Source organism: Kitasatospora sp. NPDC028961, assembly GCF_055564815.1.
In genome coordinates this window covers 1-15,895 of the sequence record NZ_JBVHVO010000034.1, presented here as the reverse complement: position 1 = coordinate 15,895, position 15,895 = coordinate 1, and the positions used below count along the sequence as shown (strand labels likewise).

Annotated in this window: 16 protein-coding genes; 7 read left to right on the top strand and 9 right to left on the bottom strand. The window is 75.8% G+C overall.

The features are described 5' to 3' along the window. Window positions 1-94: 94 nt before the first annotated feature. The 4 genes from ACZ4UX_RS33455 to ACZ4UX_RS33440 all read right to left on the bottom strand — a co-directional run bounded on the left by ACZ4UX_RS33455 (window position 95) and on the right by ACZ4UX_RS33440 (window position 5,280). A complete protein-coding gene (locus ACZ4UX_RS33455) occupies window positions 95-853 on the bottom strand; it encodes an SOS response-associated peptidase (protein ID WP_465709376.1) in 759 nt (252 codons plus the stop codon). 156 nt (window positions 854-1,009) lie between these two features. Next, the gene (locus ACZ4UX_RS33450; RefSeq protein WP_359810928.1) at window positions 1,010-1,624 is read right to left on the bottom strand and encodes a GNAT family N-acetyltransferase; all 615 of its coding nucleotides are present in this window, start codon (window positions 1,622-1,624) and stop codon (window positions 1,010-1,012) included. Window positions 1,625-1,765: 141 nt separating this feature from the next. Then, complete coding sequence (locus tag ACZ4UX_RS33445; RefSeq protein ID WP_465709375.1) at window positions 1,766-4,507, bottom strand: FtsX-like permease family protein; 2,742 nt, start codon at window positions 4,505-4,507, stop codon at window positions 1,766-1,768. Next, window positions 4,504-5,280 carry an ABC transporter ATP-binding protein gene (locus ACZ4UX_RS33440; RefSeq protein ID WP_465709374.1) on the bottom strand — a complete coding sequence of 259 codons (777 nt, stop codon included), beginning with the start codon at window positions 5,278-5,280 and terminating at the stop codon, window positions 4,504-4,506. The genes ACZ4UX_RS33445 and ACZ4UX_RS33440 overlap by 4 nt, the downstream gene beginning before the upstream one ends. Window positions 5,281-5,720: 440 nt before the next feature. On the opposite strand from ACZ4UX_RS33440, the gene ACZ4UX_RS33435 reads away from it, so the two are divergent. Both ACZ4UX_RS33435 and lysA read left to right on the top strand, forming a co-directional pair. Next, complete coding sequence (locus tag ACZ4UX_RS33435; protein ID WP_465709373.1) at window positions 5,721-5,957, top strand: hypothetical protein; 237 nt, start codon at window positions 5,721-5,723, stop codon at window positions 5,955-5,957. 70 nt (window positions 5,958-6,027) lie between these two features. Continuing rightward, window positions 6,028-7,443 (top strand): diaminopimelate decarboxylase, encoded by a 1,416-nt coding sequence (lysA, locus tag ACZ4UX_RS33430; protein WP_465709372.1) that lies wholly within the window; start codon window positions 6,028-6,030, stop codon window positions 7,441-7,443. 32 nt (window positions 7,444-7,475) lie between these two features. Here lysA and ACZ4UX_RS33425 read toward each other — a convergent pair whose 3' ends face one another. From ACZ4UX_RS33425 to ACZ4UX_RS33415, 3 genes are all read right to left on the bottom strand, one after another. Then, window positions 7,476-9,119: an amidohydrolase gene (locus ACZ4UX_RS33425; RefSeq protein WP_396489816.1), complete on the bottom strand. Its 1,644-nt coding sequence runs from the start codon at window positions 9,117-9,119 to the stop codon at window positions 7,476-7,478. Further along, window positions 9,116-10,642 carry an APC family permease gene (locus ACZ4UX_RS33420; RefSeq protein ID WP_465709371.1) on the bottom strand — a complete coding sequence of 509 codons (1,527 nt, stop codon included), beginning with the start codon at window positions 10,640-10,642 and terminating at the stop codon, window positions 9,116-9,118. Before ACZ4UX_RS33420 ends, ACZ4UX_RS33425 begins: the two co-directional genes overlap by 4 nt. 130 nt (window positions 10,643-10,772) lie before the next feature. Next, window positions 10,773-11,702: an Lrp/AsnC family transcriptional regulator gene (locus ACZ4UX_RS33415; RefSeq protein ID WP_465709370.1), complete on the bottom strand. Its 930-nt coding sequence runs from the start codon at window positions 11,700-11,702 to the stop codon at window positions 10,773-10,775. Window positions 11,703-11,835: 133 nt separating this feature from the next. Between ACZ4UX_RS33415 and ACZ4UX_RS33410 the strand changes: the two genes are divergently transcribed. Continuing rightward, on the top strand, window positions 11,836-12,048 hold the full coding sequence (locus tag ACZ4UX_RS33410; RefSeq protein WP_465709369.1) for a hypothetical protein: 213 nt from the start codon (window positions 11,836-11,838) through the stop codon (window positions 12,046-12,048). Further along, a complete protein-coding gene (locus ACZ4UX_RS33405) occupies window positions 12,045-12,512 on the top strand; it encodes an SsgA family sporulation/cell division regulator (RefSeq protein ID WP_352290854.1) in 468 nt (155 codons plus the stop codon). The genes ACZ4UX_RS33410 and ACZ4UX_RS33405 overlap by 4 nt, the downstream gene beginning before the upstream one ends. 172 nt (window positions 12,513-12,684) lie before the next feature. Here the strand turns inward: ACZ4UX_RS33405 and ACZ4UX_RS33400 are convergent, their stop codons facing one another. Continuing rightward, on the bottom strand, window positions 12,685-13,098 hold the full coding sequence (locus ACZ4UX_RS33400) for a DUF5997 family protein (protein ID WP_359810952.1): 414 nt from the start codon (window positions 13,096-13,098) through the stop codon (window positions 12,685-12,687). A gap of 57 nt (window positions 13,099-13,155) precedes the next feature. On the opposite strand from ACZ4UX_RS33400, the gene ACZ4UX_RS33395 reads away from it, so the two are divergent. Further along, window positions 13,156-13,962, top strand: coding sequence for a LysR substrate-binding domain-containing protein (locus tag ACZ4UX_RS33395; RefSeq protein WP_465709368.1), 807 nt, complete (start codon window positions 13,156-13,158; stop codon window positions 13,960-13,962). 116 nt (window positions 13,963-14,078) lie between these two features. Here ACZ4UX_RS33395 and ACZ4UX_RS33390 read toward each other — a convergent pair whose 3' ends face one another. Then, window positions 14,079-14,432, bottom strand: a complete 354-nt coding sequence (locus ACZ4UX_RS33390) for a VOC family protein (protein WP_352290856.1) — start codon at window positions 14,430-14,432, stop codon at window positions 14,079-14,081. Window positions 14,433-14,611: 179 nt separating this feature from the next. Here ACZ4UX_RS33390 and ACZ4UX_RS33385 point away from each other — a divergent pair, with 179 nt between their 5' ends. Beyond that, a complete protein-coding gene (locus ACZ4UX_RS33385; protein ID WP_465709367.1) occupies window positions 14,612-14,887 on the top strand; it encodes a heavy-metal-associated domain-containing protein in 276 nt (91 codons plus the stop codon). A 117-nt stretch (window positions 14,888-15,004) separates the two neighbouring features. Beyond that, a partial coding sequence (locus ACZ4UX_RS33380) for a cation transporter (protein ID WP_465709366.1) occupies window positions 15,005-15,895 on the top strand: 891 nt, incomplete at its 3' end.

The window sequence follows — 15,895 nt, the reverse complement described above, 5'->3', positions numbered from 1 at the left end:
TCTCTTCCGCCCGGCCGCCGTCCGGCCGCGCCCGGGTCATGTCCCGGGCGTCGCGCCCCGGCCCGGGACCGGCGGCCCTCCGGTGGGTGCTCGGTCAGCCCGGTACGTCGCCGTGGCCCACCGGGTCCGGTACCGCGTCCAGCAGGGCGGCGCCGTTGTTGCGGACGCTGTTGACGGTGGTGGAGACCGCCCGGACCGCGAGTTCGTCCCCGGCCGGGGTGTGCAGGAGCCGCCGGAGCTCCACCGGGTCGTCGTGCTCCGGGTCGAGCCAGGCGTCCAGGTCGGCCGGGCCGATGGTGAGCGGCATCCGGTCGTGGACGCGGCCGGCCGCGTCGGTGGCGTCGGTGGTGATGATCGTGGCGGTGGTGAGCCAGGCCGCCGGGTCGTCCTCGGGCAGCGAGCGGTCCCGCCAGAACTCGTACAGCCCGGCCATCACCAGCGGGCCGCCGGCGCGGGGGTGGAGGTAGTAGGGCTGCTTGTAGGCCTTGCGGCCCTCGGCGGCGGGCACCCGCACCCACTCGTAGTAGCCGTCGGCGGGCAGGACGCAGCGGCGCTTGGCGAAGGCGGAGCGGAAGGCGGGCTTCTCGTGCACCGTCTCGGCCCGGGCGTTGATCAGCCTGGCGCCCGTGGCCGGGTCCTTGGACCAGGAGGGGACCAGGCCCCACCGCACCGGGCGGAGCCGGCGGGCGAGTTCGCCGCTCTCGCGGTCGACCCGTTCCAGCACCGTCCACACCGGGTCCGTGGGGGCGACGTTCCAGCTCGGCGCGAGGGTCTCGGCCGGGTTCCAGCCGGTCACCCCGAGCAGGCCGAGCAGGTCCTGGGGCGTGGTGGTGGAGACGAATCGGCCGCACATGGGCGCCACTCTGCCACCACCGGGCCGCCGGGGCCACAGGCGCGGGCCCGGCCGGAGGCGGTGTCAACCCGGGGCCCGCGCCCGGGCGCCGGGCCGTCCGGGCGCCGGCGGGCCCGGTCCCGGCGCGGCGCCCACCCGCCCGCGCCGGGCGGCGGCTCAGTGGCGGGCCGGGCGCCACATGGTGGAGACGGTGTGGCCGGACGGGACGGTGATCCGGTCGAGTTCGGTGAAGCCCGCCCGGGCGTAGCGCTCGTTGTTGGCGGGGTTGCAGGACTCCAGGTAGGCGGCCGCGCCGAGGGCGTCGATCCGGGCCAGGTTCTCGGCGAGCAGGCCCATGCCGAGGCCGTGGCCGCGGTGGTCGCCGTGGGTGGCCAGCAGGCTCAGGAAGAAGTGCGGTTCGCTTCTCGGGTGGGCCGCTTCGAGGTCCGCGAGGATCGCGAGCAGGCCGTCGGCGGTGGCCCGGTCGGTGATGCCGACCAGGAAGTCCTCCAGGCCCTCCTCCTCGTCGGGGCTGAGGTCGTTGCCGCCGGGCGGGATCCACAGCGCGGCGGACTCCACGTTCGGCGTCACCAGGGTCCAGGGGTAGCGCAGGGCGGAGGTGGCGAACAGGCGCCACATCGCGGAGGCCTGGGCCGCCCGTCGCTCGCGGTCGGGGAACGCCGGGCCCCAGAGCGGGTCGTCGAAGAACGCGGAGGTCAGGGTGGCGACGATCGCGTCGATGTCGGCGGAGGTCGCGGTGCGGGCGGTCACGGGTGCGGTCGGTCGGTTCAAGACGCCACCTTCGGGAGGCCGGGAGAGGGTGATCGTCAGCGTACGACGGTGCCGGGGGCGCCGGGCGGGACGGGACGCACGGACGGGCGCCGTCCCCCCGCGCGGTGCGGGGGGGACGGCGCCCGGGGGGCCGGTGCGGGCTCAGCCGAGCCGGCGGGTGAGCGGCGCGTCGGCGCGGGTGAACAGGACGGCCAGCAGTCCGGCGAACAGCGGGACGGCGACGGTGGTGAGCCCGATGTTCGCCCAGGGCACCACGATCGTGCTGCTGCCCGCCTGGTTGGCGACGTCACGGGCCATCAGCAGGGCGACCGCCGGGACGAAGCCGTTGATCGTGCCGAGGGCCGCGCCCAGGACGGCGATCAGCGCGCACTGGATGCCGGAGAGGGTCCGGCGGATCCCCGGCGGCGCGCCGACCGCGGCGAGGGTCGCCTGGTCGCGCCGGGAGTCGGCGGCGGCGAGGCCGGTGGCGATGCACGCGGCGCCGAGCACGACCAGGGCGGCGAAGCCGGTGAGGGCGATGGTCGGTACGTCGCTCTTCGGCTCGAACCCGCGCTCCACGTCGAGCAGGGCGCTCGGCAGGATGCGGTCGGCGGTGGCCGCGGCCCGCTGCGTCGCCTTGCGGTCCGGCGCGGTGGACGGCAGCCAGACCGAGCCGCTGGGCTTCGTCGTGAGACCCAGTCCGGTGACCGTCCGGGTGCCGATGACGCCTGCCCCGTACCGGGCGGCGGTCGGGTTCTCGACCACGACGGCGTCGACGGGGATCTCCCGGATCTCCTGCGCCGGGGCGGCACCCGGCTGCGGCGGGGCGGTGAAGCCACCCGTCAGCTGGAGCACGAGCTTGTCGCCGCTGAGCAGGGAGCGGTCGAAGACCACGGCCTTGCCGGCGGCCAGCGCCTGCTCGGCGGCCGGGTCCCGGACGGCGAAGGCGTTGTGCAGGACGGTCGCGTCGCCGACGACGAGGGCCCGGGAGCCGAAGCCGATCCCGCCCTTGACGGTGACGTTGCTGGAGCACTCCGCGCACCACGAGTAGACCGCGGTGCCGAGATCGGCGCGTTCCCCGAGCTCGGGCAGGTCCTGCTCGATGGCCGCGCGCACCTGGGGGAGCAGCGGGCTGTCGGTGAGCACGCCGAGCGAGACGGAGTTGACCGGGCTGTGCGGCCGGTAGGAGGCGGCGTCCATGACGTCGCTGCTCGCGGTGTAGAGGCCGATCGCCACCGAGCCGGCGACGGCGGCCATCACGGCCGCGATGGCCGGGGCGGTGCGGCCGCGGTGGCGGGCCGAGTCGCGCAGGGCGAGCCGGCCGCCGAGCGGCAGGAACCGGGCGAGCCGGCCGCAGAGGGCGATCAGTACCGGGGTGAGGGCGAGCAGGCCGAGTTCGGCGGCGGCCGAACCCGCGAGCACCATCAGGGTCATCTTGTCCAGGCCGGCGAAGACCGGGATGCCCCGGCCGGTGCCGTCGTTGGTCCCGACGGCGAGCAGCGCGACGGCCGCGCCGGAGACGAAGAGCACGATGCCGGCGGCGGTGGTCCAGCGGCTCGGCGGCCTGACGGTGTCACGGCCGGTGAGGCCGGCGGTGACGCTCTGCCGGGCGGCCTGGAGGGCGGGCAGCGCGGCCGCGAGCAGCGCGGTGACCACGCCGACGACCGCGATGGCGAGCAGGTCGGGCGCCTGGACGCCGAAGTGGCCGAACCGGCTGCCACCGGTCTCCTCGATCCACGACCGGGTCAGGGCCACCAGGCCGGTCCCGAGCACCACACCGGTGACCGCGCCGACCGCGCCGAGCACCAGGCCCGAGCCGAGGACGACGGAGGCGATGTGGCCGCGGTCGCCGCCGCTCGCGCCGATCAGGGCGAGCTGCCGGCGCGACCTCCGGGCGCCGACGGCGAAGGCCGGCCCGGCGAGCAGGGCGACCTCCAGCAGGGCCATGCCCGCGACGGTGCCGACCACCACGGCCTTGTCGGAGCGCAGCGGGCTGCTGGAGCCGAACTCCAGCCGCTGGTAGGTGATCTGGGACTCGGACGGCGGGTCGAGCGCCACCGCGCGGGAGGTCGCGGTGAAGCCGTACCGGTTGAGCTTCTTGACGCCCTCCCAGTCGAGGGTCGTCCCGGCGGGCAGTTTCAGCAGCCAGGCCGGCTTGCCCGGGGTCGAGCGGTCGCCCGCCCCGGTCGGGGGCTTGGCGGCGGCCGGCGCGGCCGCGGCCAGCGGGGCGAGGACCTCGCCGGGGCGGCCGACGAACTCGACCTTGGCGAGGTCGTCGGGGTGCTCCACGACGCCGGTCAGGGTGAACGGCGTCTTCTCCAGCCCCTTGAGGGTGGTGGTCTGGCCGAGGCGCAGGCCGGACTCGGTGAGGAACTCCCGGGTGACGGCCGCCTCGTGCGCGGCGTTCGGGGCGCGGCCCTCGACCAGGTCGAGCCGGCCCTTCCAGACCGGATCGGTGAGGTCGGCCTCGGCGGTCTCGGTCCGGACCAGGCCGTTGGGCGAGCCGGCGCTGGCGTTGAGACCGGCGGCGGCCGGCAGCAGGGTCGAGCCGGGCAGCAGCTCCTTCAGCAGCGCGGCCGGGTCGGCGCCGGCGCTGCGGGTCTGCTCCGGGGTCGGTCCCTGGTTGGCCCGGACGCCGATCGCGAGCGCGCCGTCCTCGGCGAACGGCCGCTGCTGGACGGTGCTGCCGAGCTCGTAGGCGGTGACGAGCGCGTCGGCCCCGCCGGCCAGCCGTTCGACCCGCTCCACCGGGGCGAGCTGGCCGCTGCGGTAGACGATGTCGGCGCCGGCCACGCCGAGCACGGGCAGCGAGATCATGGCGATGACGAGGGCGCTGCGGCCCTTGGCGCGCAGGGCGTCGCGGCGGGCGATCCGCAGCGCGACCTTCAGTGGTCCGAGCTTCATCCGGTGGCCTCGATCCGGTTCCCGTGCCGGGCGGCCATGGTCTGCAGGCTCTCGACGCTGCGGCCGAAGCCCTCGTCGACGATCAGCCCGTCGCGGAGGAAGACGACGCGGTCGGCCCAGCTGGCGTGCCGGGGTTCGTGGGTGACCATCATCGCGGCGGCGCCGGCGTCGCAGCGGGCCCGCAGGACGCCCAGGACGGCTTCGCCGTTGGCGGAGTCGAGGGCGCCGGTGGGCTCGTCGGCGAGGACGAGGCGGCGCTCGCCGACCAGGGCGCGGGCGATGGCCACGCGCTGCTGCTGGCCGCCGGACATGTCGTCGGGGTAGCGGCCGGCCAGCTCGGGGATGCCGAGTTCCTCCAGTGCGGCCAGTGCCTCACGGCGCGTCACCCGGCCGGAGACGCCGTCGAGTTCGCGCGGCAGCGCGATGTTCTCGGCGGCGGTGAGGGCCGGGATCAGGTTGTAGTCCTGGAACACGTAGCCGATCGAGCGCCGCCGGGCCGCGGCGAGCTTCTTGCGGCTCAGGCCGCCGAGTGCGACGCCCTCGACCAGGACCTGGCCGGTGGTGGGGGTGTCCAGGCCGCCGGCGAGGGTGAGCAGGGTCGACTTGCCGGAGCCGGACGGGCCCATCACGGCGACGAACTCGCCGGCCTGCACCTTGAGGTCCACGCCGCGCAGCGCGTGCACCTCGGCCGCGCCGCGGCCGTGCACCCGGGTGACGTTGTCCAGGTGCAGCACCGGGGCGGCGCCGTTCCTGGACGGACTGGTTTCGAACATGGGTCCCCCTTTGAGACAGGGCATCAGGAAGCCTTCGGCGGGTGGGGCGGGGCGCCTCCGGCCGGACCGGCTTTGCATACCCCGTATGTATATCGCACCTGCCGAGCAAAAGTATATGCAGGTTGCCGACATATCTTGTCCGCTGGACGGTCACGATTCTGTCCGGGCCCGGTCCGACCGCCGGCGGGGCGTCCGCGACCGCCCCGCCGGACCGGGCGGGACGGCTCGCGCCGACGGGGGAGCGAGGCGGCAGGAGGCGGCAGGAGGAGCGGGAGGGGCAGGCACCGTTCGGGCCGGCGGTCGTCAAGGTGCCGTCAAGGAAGGCCCGTTGTGCGTACGTCCCGCGTCAAGGCCGGCCCCGGCCGGGGCGGACGGGGCTCCACTGGAGCTGCGGGCCCGCACCCCGGCGGCCCGCCGGTACTTCGGAAGGAACGCCCACCATGAGCGACACCCAGGTCCTCTTCGGCGACCCCGGCGCCACCGCGGGCACCGCCGTGCGGCGCCCGCTCGCCGTCGTCGAACGCGACGCCGTGCCGCCGCGCCGCCGCAGCCCCGCCCCGGTGCCCGACGTCCTGGCCGGGGCGGACGAGGAGGGCGACGAGCCGTCCGGGGCGGCCGTCCGGCAGTGGCGCGGCCGGGCGGCGCACTGCCGGATCGCCCTGCAGTACCTCGACTGACGCCGCCCGCGCCGGGCGGGACACCGCCGGCGCCCCGCCCGCCCCGCCCCCGCCCGCAGGAGCCGCCGCCATGACCGTCCTTCCCGCCCCCGCCCCCGCCCCTGTCCCTGTCCCCGCTCCCGCCCCCGCTCCCGCTGCCGTCCCCGTGCCGGAGGCGGCGTCGCCCCTACCGGCGGGGGCCGCCGAGCCGCTCGGCGGCCCGTGGCCGGCCTCGGCGCACGCCGCCCCCGATGGGGACCTGCTGGTCGGCGGGGTCGGCCTGGCCGAGGCCGCCGACCGGTTCGGCACCCCGCTGTACGTCCTGGACGAGGACGAGGTGCGGGCCCGCGCCCGCGCCTACCGGCAGGCCCTGCCGCACGCCGACGTGCTCTACGCGGCCAAGGCCTTCCTGTGCGGCGCGATGGCCGACTGGGTCGGCGAGGAGGGCCTCGGCCTGGACGTCTGCTCCTCCGGGGAGCTCTCGCTGGCCGCCGCGGCCGGGTTCCCGGCGCAGCGGATCCTGCTGCACGGCAACGCCAAGACGCCGGAGGAGCTCCGGCTCGCCCGGCGGCTGAGGGTCGGCCGGATCGTCATCGACGGACCGGGGGAGATCGCCCGGCTGGCGGCCCTGGTGGCCGCGGACACCCCGCAGCGGGTGCTGGTCCGGGTGGTTCCGGGCATCGCCGCCGGCCATCACGAGGCGGTGCGCACGGGCGTCGGCGGCCAGAAGTTCGGCCTCCCGATCGAGGGCGGGGACGCCGCCGACGCGATCGCCCGGGTGCTGGCCCAGCCCGGCCTCGACCTGGTCGGCCTGCACTGCCACCTGGGCTCCCAGATCACCGGGGTCGAGCCCTACCTCGCCGCCGTGGACACGGTGGTGGCCTTCCTGGCGGAGCTGCGCGAGCGGCACGGCGTCGAGCTGCCCGAACTGGACCTCGGCGGCGGCCACGGCATCCGCTACCTGCCGGGGGACGACGCCTTCGACCTCGCCGACTTCGCCGCCCGGGTGCCGCGCCGGCTCGCCGAGCGCTGCGCCGGGGCCGGGCTCGCGGTGCCGCGCCTGGTGATCGAGCCCGGCCGGGCCGTCGCCGGGCCGGCCGGGGTGGCGCTCTACCGGGTGCTGTCGGTCAAGCACGGCACGGACGGCCGGGTCTTCGCCGCCGTCGACGGCGGCATGAGCGACAACCCGCGGCCCGCGCTCTACGGCTCCCCGTACACCGCGCGGCTGGTCGGCCGGCGCTCCGACGCCCCGGCGGCCCGCGTGGACGTGGTCGGGCGGCACTGCGAGGCCGGCGACGTGCTGGTGCGGGGCGCCGACCTGCCGGCCGACCTGCGGGCGGGGGACCTGCTGGCCGTCCCGGCGGCCGGCGCCTACCAGTTCTCGATGGCCTCCGGCTACAACCTGGTCGGGCGCCCGGCCGTCGCCGCCGTCCGGGACGGCCGGGCCCGCCTGCTGATCCGCCGTGAGACGGTCGAGGACTTCCGGGCCCGCGAGGTCGGCCGCTGACCGCCGCCGCCCGGGGCGGGCCCGAACACCCCCTAGGCCCGGTGCACGACCTCCCCGCCGACGACGCTCAGCTCGACGCGCGCCTCCGGGATCGCCTTCGGGTCGACGGCGAACAGGTCCTCGGAGAGCAGGACGAGGTCGGCGAGCTTGCCGGGGGTGAGCGAGCCGAGGCGGTCGTCCAGGAAGTTGGCGTAGGCACTGCCGAGGGTGTAGCCGCGCAGCGCGGTGGCCAGCGAGACGGTCTCGCCCTCCATCCACGGCTCCCCGCCGGCCAGGCCCCGGCGGGTGACGGCGGTGTAGAGGCCGACCAGCGGGTCCATCTCGGCGACGTTCCAGTCGCTGGAGAAGGCGAGCGTCGCCCCGGCCTCCTGGAGGCTGCGCATCGGCCAGGCCTTGGACCAGCGGCCCTCGCCCACCGCCTCGGCCCAGTCCTTGCCGGGGCCGGCGATGTCGGGGGAGCAGTGCCGGGGCTGCATGCAGGCGACCACGCCCAGCTCGGCGAAGCGGGAGACGTCGGCCGGGTCGAGGCACTCGACGTGGACCACCTGGTGGCGGGCGTCGCGCGGCCCGTTGACCCGGCGGGCGTGCTCGACGGCGTCCAGCACGGTGCGGATGCCGCGGTCCCCGGTCGCGTGCACGAAGGCCTGGAAGCCGGCCGCGTCGAGCGAGGTCAGGAGCTCGGCGAACTCCTCGGCGGGGTAGAAGGTCTCGCCCCGGTGGCTGTGGTGGCCCGCGTAGGGCTCCAGCAGCGCGGCGGTGTGCGGCTCCACCACGTCGTCGATGTACAGCTTCAGCGGGCCGACCCGGAAGCGGTCGCCGGTGTGGCGGCGGGCGGCCGCCGCGAACTCGGCGAGTTCCGCCGCGGTGGTGCCGCGCGGGTGGAACAGCGCGGCGACCAGGCGCGAGCGCAGCCGGCCCTCGGCGATGGCCCGCTCGAAGAGGGCGAGGTCGTCGAGCGAGTTCTGCGGTTCGACGACGGTGGTGATGCCGTAGCGGGCGGCCAGGTCGAGGCTGGCGGCGAGCCGCCCGTACTGCCGCTCGGGGTCGGCCCACGGCACCCCGGCGGCGCGCAGCGCGCGGTGCCCGTCGCGGGAGAGGCCGCGCACCGCGAAGTCGGTGAGGAACCCGGTGGGCTCGCCGGTCGCCGGGTCCTTCCGGACGGTGCCGAAGGCGAGTTCCCGGGTCTCGGCGGTGATGCCCAGGCGGCGCAGCGCGGCGGTGTTCAGCCAGGCGGTGTGCACGTCGTAGCTGAGGACCAGGGCCGGGTGGTCGCCGGTGTAGGGGTCGAGGTCGGCCGCGGTGGGCATCCGGCCGCCGGGGACGGCGGTGTAGTCGAAGGCCTCGGCCTCGATCCAGTCGGCGCCGGGGTTCCGCTCCAGCCACCGGCCGATCCGGCGGCCGATCTCGGGCAGGTCGGTGGCGCCGGCGAGTTGGACGCAGGCGGCGTCGGAGCCGAGCCGGACGTGGTTGTGGCTGTCGACGAAGCCGGGCACCAGCAGGCGCCCCCGGCCGTCGACGACCTCGGTGCCGGGCCCGGCCAGGGCCCGCCAGTCGTCGCCGTCGCCGACGTGGACGATCCGGCCGTCGCGGACGGCGACCGCCTCGGCGCGCGGCCGGCGGTCGTCCACGGTGTGGACGTGGGCGTTGTGGACGATCAGGTCGGCGGGGCGGTTCACGAGAACTCCGGAGCGGTGGCGGGAGCGGTGGCGGGAGCGGAAGCGGGGGTGCGGTCGGTGGCCGAGAGGCCGGCGGCGGCGCCGCGCGGGGCCTCGGCCTGGTCGGCCGGGAGGCTGAGCACCCAGTGGGTCGCGCTGCGCGGGCGCAGGTAGAGGAACCAGTAGAGGACCCCGACGAGCAGCACGGCGAGGGTGATCAGCAGGTCCCGGCCGGCCTGTTGGGTGAGCGCGTAGCCGAGCACCACGGTGGTGAGCACGGGCGCCACGGGCCAGAGCGGCATCCGCCAGGCGGGCGCGCCCCGGTGCCGGCCGCGCCGGGCGAGCAGCGCGGCGACGCCGAGCAGCAGGTAGATGACGGCGACCACGACCCCGGTGAAGCCGAGCAGCGCGTCGATCGGGACGGTCAGGGCGAGCACGGCGCCGGGCGCGCCGATCGCGAGGGTGGCGACCCACGGCGAGCCCCAGCGCGGGTGCAGGGTGCCGAGTGCCCGGTTGACCGGGTCGGGCCAGGTGCGGTCGCGGGCGGAGGCGTACAGCACCCGGCCGTTCTGGATCACCATGACGATGACGGCGTTGAGGATCGCGGCGGCGATGCAGAGGCTGACGAAGGTGCCCACCGTGCCGCCGGCCCAGGAGTCGACGATGGCGACCAGGTCACCGGCGGCCAACTGGTCGGGCGACGCGACCCCGAGGCAGATCGCCACCACCGGGACGGTAATCACCACGACCCCGGCCAGCAGCGACCAGAGCACCGTGCGGGCGACCGTGCGGCGCGGGTCGCGCAGGTCCTCCGAGAGGTAGACGGCGGTGCCGAAGCCGTTGTACGTGAACATCGCCACGGCCAGCCCGGAGACCAGCAGTCCGAGGGTGAACGGTCCGGTGCCGCCCTGCCCGTCCGGGACGACGGCGTGCACCAGCGAGGAGACCGGCTGGTGGACGTGGGTGAAGCCGAGCACCGCGACGATGCCGGCGGCGAGCACTTCGAGTCCGAGGAAGATGCCGGTGATCAGCGCGTTGGACTTGATGTCCAGCACGCCGACCGCGACGGCCAGCGCCATCACGGCGGCGCCGGCGACCGCCGGGTCCAGCGAGAGCACCGAGCCGAGGTAGTCGGCGGTGCCGAGCGCGATGATCGGCGGGATGACCAGCAGCGAGACGATCGAGATCATGAAGACCAGCCAGCCGGCCAGTCGCCCGAGCACCTGGCCGACGATCGAGTACTCGCCGCCGGCGCTGGGCACCAGGGTGCCGAGTTCGGCGTAGCAGAGGCCGACGCCCAGCGAGAGCACGGCGGCGATCAGCAGGCTGATCACGGCGCCGCTGCCCTGCGACATCAGCAGCGGGGGCACCACGATGAAGAGCGACGAGGCCGGGGTGACGCAGGACAGGGTGAGCAGTACCCCGCCGAAGACGCCCAGGGAGCGGGGGAGCGCCTCGACCGCGGGCCGGGGGGAGCCGGCGGGCTGCGGGGGACCGGCGGGCCGGGGGCCGTCGGCGGTCTGTGGGGGAGGGGAAGAGGCCATCGGGGGACCGGACTCTCTCACGGGGAAGGTGTCCGACCATTGAAAGGGTGGTGAAAAGAAAGCGTCAAGGGCTCACGGCTGTCATTTCGCCCAGAGAATCAGCCCCATTCTGCGAATCATTTGCCGATCATCATTCAGGGCTGTCGAATGCCGGTCCGATGGGCAGATCGTAGGTGTAGGACTCCTTGACGATGTCGAGGTGCACCCAGGACTCCGAGCGCGTCACGCCGGGCAGTCCGCGGAGCGCCTCCAGGCCGTGCAGCAGAGCCGGGCGGTCCGGGGCGTCCAGCCCGCAGACGAGGTCGAAGCGGCCGTAGCCCGAGGCCACGTAGTTGACGCCGGGCAGCGCGGCGGCGGCCTCCGCGACCTCGCGTGCCGGTCCGAACACCCCGAGCCCCACCCCGGCGGCCTCCCGGACCCCGAGCGCCCGCGACTCCACCAGGCCGGTGACGTGCACCGCGCCGACCTCCAGCAGGCGCAGCACCCGGGCCCGGGTGGCCGGCTGGGAGAGGCCGATCCGGTCCGCCAGCGCCGCGAAGCTGGCCCGCCCGTCGGCCTGGAGGAGTCCGAGCAGCCGCCGGTCGGTCCCGTCCAGGGCGGGCGGCGCGCCGGTCCGGAGGTCCGGGCCGGACGGCGCGTACGCGTCCCGGACCAGCTCGGTGCAGCGGAACACCTCGACGCCGCGTACCCCGGGCACCGCCCGCAGTGCGGCGAACTCGCGCTCCAGCGCCGCGTCGTCGGCCACCCGGAGCTCGGTGATCACGCTCCGCCGCCCGGCGGTGCAGGAGACGAAGCTGGCCGCCCGCCGGCCGGCGGCCGCCACGGCCACCGGCCGGGCCGGGCCGGCCACGTCCAGGGAGGCGTGGGCGACGGTGGTGATCCCGGCGACGGCGGGCGGCACGATGCCGACGATCCGCACCTCGCCCCGGGTCAGCAGCCGCTGCACCCGGGCCCGCGCGGCCTCCCGGGAGATCTCCAGCAGTTCGGCGAGCCGCTGGTAGCTGACGCGGCCGTCGCGCTGGAGCTCCCGTACGAGGGCGGCGTCCGTGGTGTCGAGCACGTGGGGCTCCCGGGGCGGCGGGGTGGCTGGTCCCGGCAATCTATCCGGCCGCGGCGGGGCCGGGCCGGACGGGTCCGCGCGACCGCGCCGGGGGCGGAGGGTTACCGCAGGTGGGGCCCGTCGTTGTCCAGGCATGAGAAACGACCTCCAGGCCTTCGCCCTCGCAGGCGAAGAAACGATTCCTCATGAGCAGGCACCGATCTTCACGCACCTCGTCGCCCTCTGGATCGGCTCCGGGCGGACGGTGCCCGGCCACGTCGACCAGGAGTGGCACCGGCTGGTCCAGCCACCCCGGTTCGCCGCGCCGGCCCTCGGTGCCACCGGTCCCGCCGGAGAACCGGAATGACCGGCCGGGAGACGCCGCACGTCCCCCCGCAGCGCTCCGGCGCGGAGGCGACGGCCCTGGACCTCGACCTGCGGGCGGTCGTCTGTCCGGGCCTCACCGTCTGCGTGAAGGCCCGCCTGCGCTACGACGTGGCCGAGCCGTACGCGGTCTACCTGGACAGTCACGTCGACCGGGCGGAGCCGATCACCTGGATGTTCGCGCGCGAGCTGCTGGCGGCGGGGACCACGCGGGAGGCGGGCATCGGCGACGTGTCGGTCCGCCCGGGCACCGGCGAGGACGCCGGCACCGTGCTGGTCGCGCTCGGCGGGGACGAGGGCAGTGTCGTGCTCCGGGCCCGGGCCGCCGAGGTCAGGGTCTTCCTCGGGCGCACCGACCGCCTGGTCCCGCCCGGTCGGGAGCACGAGTACCTCGACCTGGACGGGCTGGTGCGCCGGCTGCTCGACCACGGCAGGCCGGGGCCGTGACCGGGGGCGGCGGAAGGTGCCCGGCTGCCCGCGCGGGCGGGGCGGTGGACCGGAGGGGCGGCCGGGAGCGGTCGGCCGCGGCGGGCCGTCGGCGCGGAGCCGTCGGCGCGCGGGCGGTGCGCAGGGAGCGACCGGGCGGCGGAAGGCGAGGAGGCCGCCGCCCCGGGCGGGATCAGCGGGTCTTGGCGGGCGGCGTCGCGGCGGCCTGCTGCTCGTTCTTCTCCTTGATCCGCACGGCCTCCTTGCGGACGTCGGCCTGGACGGTGCGCTCGCGCTCCAGCCAGGTGGGGTTCTCGGTCTTCAGGGCCTCGATCTGCTCGGTGGTGAGCGCCTCGGTGACGCCGCCGCGGGCCAGGCCCGAGACGGAGACGCCGAGCTTGGCCGCGACGACCGGGCGGGGGTGCGGGCCGTTGCGCCGCAGCTCCTGAAGCCACGCGGGCGGGTCGGCCTGCAGGGTGTTGAGCTCCTCGCGGGAGACCACGCCCTCCTGGAACTCGGCGGGGGCGGCGTTGAGGTAGATGCCCAGCTTCTTGGCGGCCGTGGCCGGCTTCATGGTCTGGGTCGTCTTCGACTTGAGCGATGTCATGGTCACTAGGGTAAGCGAGTGAGTGGCGGCCCCGATCACGGTCGGTAGCCTTGCAGCGTGACAGAGATGCAGGCGAACCCCTCGTTCCGACTGGTGTACGTTCCGGGCGTGACGCCCGGTAAGTGGGTGCGCGTCTGGGAGGAGCGGCTGCCCGACGTCCCGCTCACCCTGGTCGCGGTACCGGTGGAGGAGGGCGCGGCGATGCTGCTGGCCGACGCCGCCGACGCGGGGCTGGTCCGGCTCCCGGTGGACCGGGACCGCCTCAGCGCGATCCCGCTCTACACCGAGGCCACGGTCGTCGTGTTCCCGAAGGACCACTGGCTGGCGGCGGCCGACGAGGTGCCCCTCGCGGACCTCGCCGAGGAAGTGGTCTTCCACCCGCTGGACGACACCCTGGGCTGGGCGGAGCTGCCCGGCCGCCCGGCGATCGAGCGCCCGGCCACCACCGCGGACGCGATCGAACTGGTGGCGGCGGGGGTCGGCGTCCTGCTCGTCCCGCAGTCGCTCGCCCGCTTCCACCACCGCCGGGACCTCACCTTCCGGACGGTGTCGGACGCCCCCCAGTCGCAGGTCGCCCTGGCCTGGCAGCTGGACCGGACCACCGACCTGATCGAGGAGTTCATCGGGATCGTCCGCGGCCGGACGGTCAACAGCTCGCGCGGCCGGGGCCAGACGCCCCCCGCGGCCGAGCAGCCGAAGAAGGCCGCCGCCGGTGGCGGCCGCCCGCGCGCCGGCACCGGCAAGCCCGCGGCCGCGGGCCGCTCCGGCGGCGGGAAGTCCGGCGGCGGCCGCCCCGCCGCGGGGAAGTCGGGCTCCGGCAAGGCCGGCGCGCCCCGCCGCGGCCGCCCCCGCCGCTCCTCCTGACCCACCCGCCGGCCCCCACCCCTCGTGGTGGGGGCCGGCGGCGGTGGGGCCGGGACGAACCCCGGCCGGGCCCGTGACGCGCCCGGCCGGCGGTCACCGCCCGCGCGGCGGTGCCGTCAGCTGGGCTGCCACAGTTCGATGCGGTTGCCCTCGGGGTCGGTGACCCAGCCGAACCGGCCGACGCCCGCCATGTCCTGGGTCTCCTCGGCCACGTCCGCGCCCTTGGCGCGGAGTTGCGCGAGCATCGCCGCCAGGTCGCGGACGCGGAAGTTGAGCATCGTCCGCTGCGCGGGGGAGCCGAAGTAGTCCGTTCCGGACTCGAAGGCCGCGAACACCGTCGGCCCGGCTTCCTGCTGCCACAGGCCGTGCTCGTCGGCGTCGAGACCGAGGCAATCTCGGTACCAGGCGCCCAGCGCCACCGGGTCGGTGGCCCGCATGAAGTACCCGCCCACTCCCAGCACACGTTCCATGCCGCCATCCTGCCAGGCCCGTCGATCCGGCGAGTGGCGCGGCGGGGCGGACCGGTGCGCTCCAAGGGTTGCGCTGGATACCCCCTGGGGGTACTAATGGAGCCATGCCCGAGCGATACCCCTGGGGGGTATCGAGCCGCGGGTATCACGAAGGCTCGTCGACCGCACCGGAGGAAACCATGTCCTGCTGCTCCACCACCGGCACCTGCTCCACCGGCGCCACGACCGTCGCCACCGTCGGCGCCGTGTCCACGGTCTACGCGGTCACCGGCCTGACCTGCGGCCACTGCGAGCAGGCCGTCGGCCGGGCGGTGACGGGCCTGCCGGGCGTCACCGCGGTCGACGTGGACGTCGAGGCCGGCCTGGTCACCGTCGTGTCCGAGGCCGAGCCGGACGACGAGGCGCTGCGTGCGGCGATCGACGGCGCGGGCTACGCGCTGACCGGCCGGATCTGATCGGACCCGGTACCCCCGAGGGGTATCAACGGGGGCGGTCCCGAGGGCCCGCCCCCGCAGCACCCGCAAGGCGGTCGCGCCGAGGGCGCCACCGACGACGCACCACGAGGAGCCCAGATGACCACTCAGGCACCCGCCTCCACGGAGGTGGACCTCCGGATCGGCGGCATGACCTGCGCGTCCTGCGCGGCCCGGATCGAGAAGAAGCTCAACCGGATGGAGGGGGTCGAGGCCACCGTCAACTACGCGACCGGGAAGGCCCGGGCGGTCGTGGCCGACGGCGTCCGGATCGCGGACCTGGTCGCCACCGTCGAGGCCACCGGCTACACCGCGGCCCTCCCGGCGCCCGACACCGCGCGGGCGCCGTCCGCGCGGCCGGCGGAGGCCGGTGCCGGACCGGACGAACTCGCCCCACTGCGGCAGCGGTTGGCCACCGCGCTCGCCCTGGCGGTGCCGGTGATCGCGATGGCCATGGTGCCGGCCCTGCAGTTCGACAACTGGCAGTGGCTCTCGCTCACCCTCGCGGCGCCGGTCGTCACCTACGCGGCCTGGCCTTTCCACCGGGCCGCCTGGACCAACCTGAAGCACGGCGCCGCGACCATGGACACCCTGGTCTCGCTCGGCACGCTGGCCGCCTTCGGCTGGTCGCTCTGGGCCCTGTTCCTCGGGCACGCGGGGATGCCGGGCATGCGGCACGCCTTCGAGTTCAGCCTCGCCCGCGGTGACGGCTCGGCCGACATCTACCTGGAGGCGGCGGCCGGCATCGTCGCGTTCGTGCTGGCCGGCCGCTACTTCGAGGCGCGCGCCAAGCGGACCGCCGGCGCCGCGCTGACGGCGCTGCTGGAGCTCGGCGCCAAGGACGTCACCGTGCTGCGCGGCGGCGTCGAGGTCCGCCTCCCGATCGCCGAACTCGCCCCCGGGATGCGGTTCGTGGTGCGTCCGGGGGAGAAGATCGCGACGGACGGCACCGTGGTCGAGGGCTCCTCCGCGGTGGACGCCTCGATGCTC

Coding starts and splice junctions, on each gene's coding strand:
- ACZ4UX_RS33400 (WP_359810952.1), bottom strand. CDS start 13,098: ATGACATCGCTCAAGTCGAAGACGACCCAGACCATGAAGCCGGCCACG.
- ACZ4UX_RS33385 (WP_465709367.1), top strand. CDS start 14,612: ATGTCCTGCTGCTCCACCACCGGCACCTGCTCCACCGGCGCCACGACC.
- ACZ4UX_RS33420 (WP_465709371.1), bottom strand. CDS start 10,642: ATGGCCTCTTCCCCTCCCCCACAGACCGCCGACGGCCCCCGGCCCGCC.
- ACZ4UX_RS33445 (WP_465709375.1), bottom strand. CDS start 4,507: ATGAAGCTCGGACCACTGAAGGTCGCGCTGCGGATCGCCCGCCGCGAC.
- ACZ4UX_RS33455 (WP_465709376.1), bottom strand. CDS start 853: ATGTGCGGCCGATTCGTCTCCACCACCACGCCCCAGGACCTGCTCGGC.
- ACZ4UX_RS33435 (WP_465709373.1), top strand. CDS start 5,721: ATGAGCGACACCCAGGTCCTCTTCGGCGACCCCGGCGCCACCGCGGGC.
- ACZ4UX_RS33390 (WP_352290856.1), bottom strand. CDS start 14,432: ATGGAACGTGTGCTGGGAGTGGGCGGGTACTTCATGCGGGCCACCGAC.
- ACZ4UX_RS33405 (WP_352290854.1), top strand. CDS start 12,045: ATGACCGGCCGGGAGACGCCGCACGTCCCCCCGCAGCGCTCCGGCGCG.
- ACZ4UX_RS33440 (WP_465709374.1), bottom strand. CDS start 5,280: ATGTTCGAAACCAGTCCGTCCAGGAACGGCGCCGCCCCGGTGCTGCAC.
- ACZ4UX_RS33410 (WP_465709369.1), top strand. CDS start 11,836: ATGAGAAACGACCTCCAGGCCTTCGCCCTCGCAGGCGAAGAAACGATT.
- lysA (WP_465709372.1), top strand. CDS start 6,028: ATGACCGTCCTTCCCGCCCCCGCCCCCGCCCCTGTCCCTGTCCCCGCT.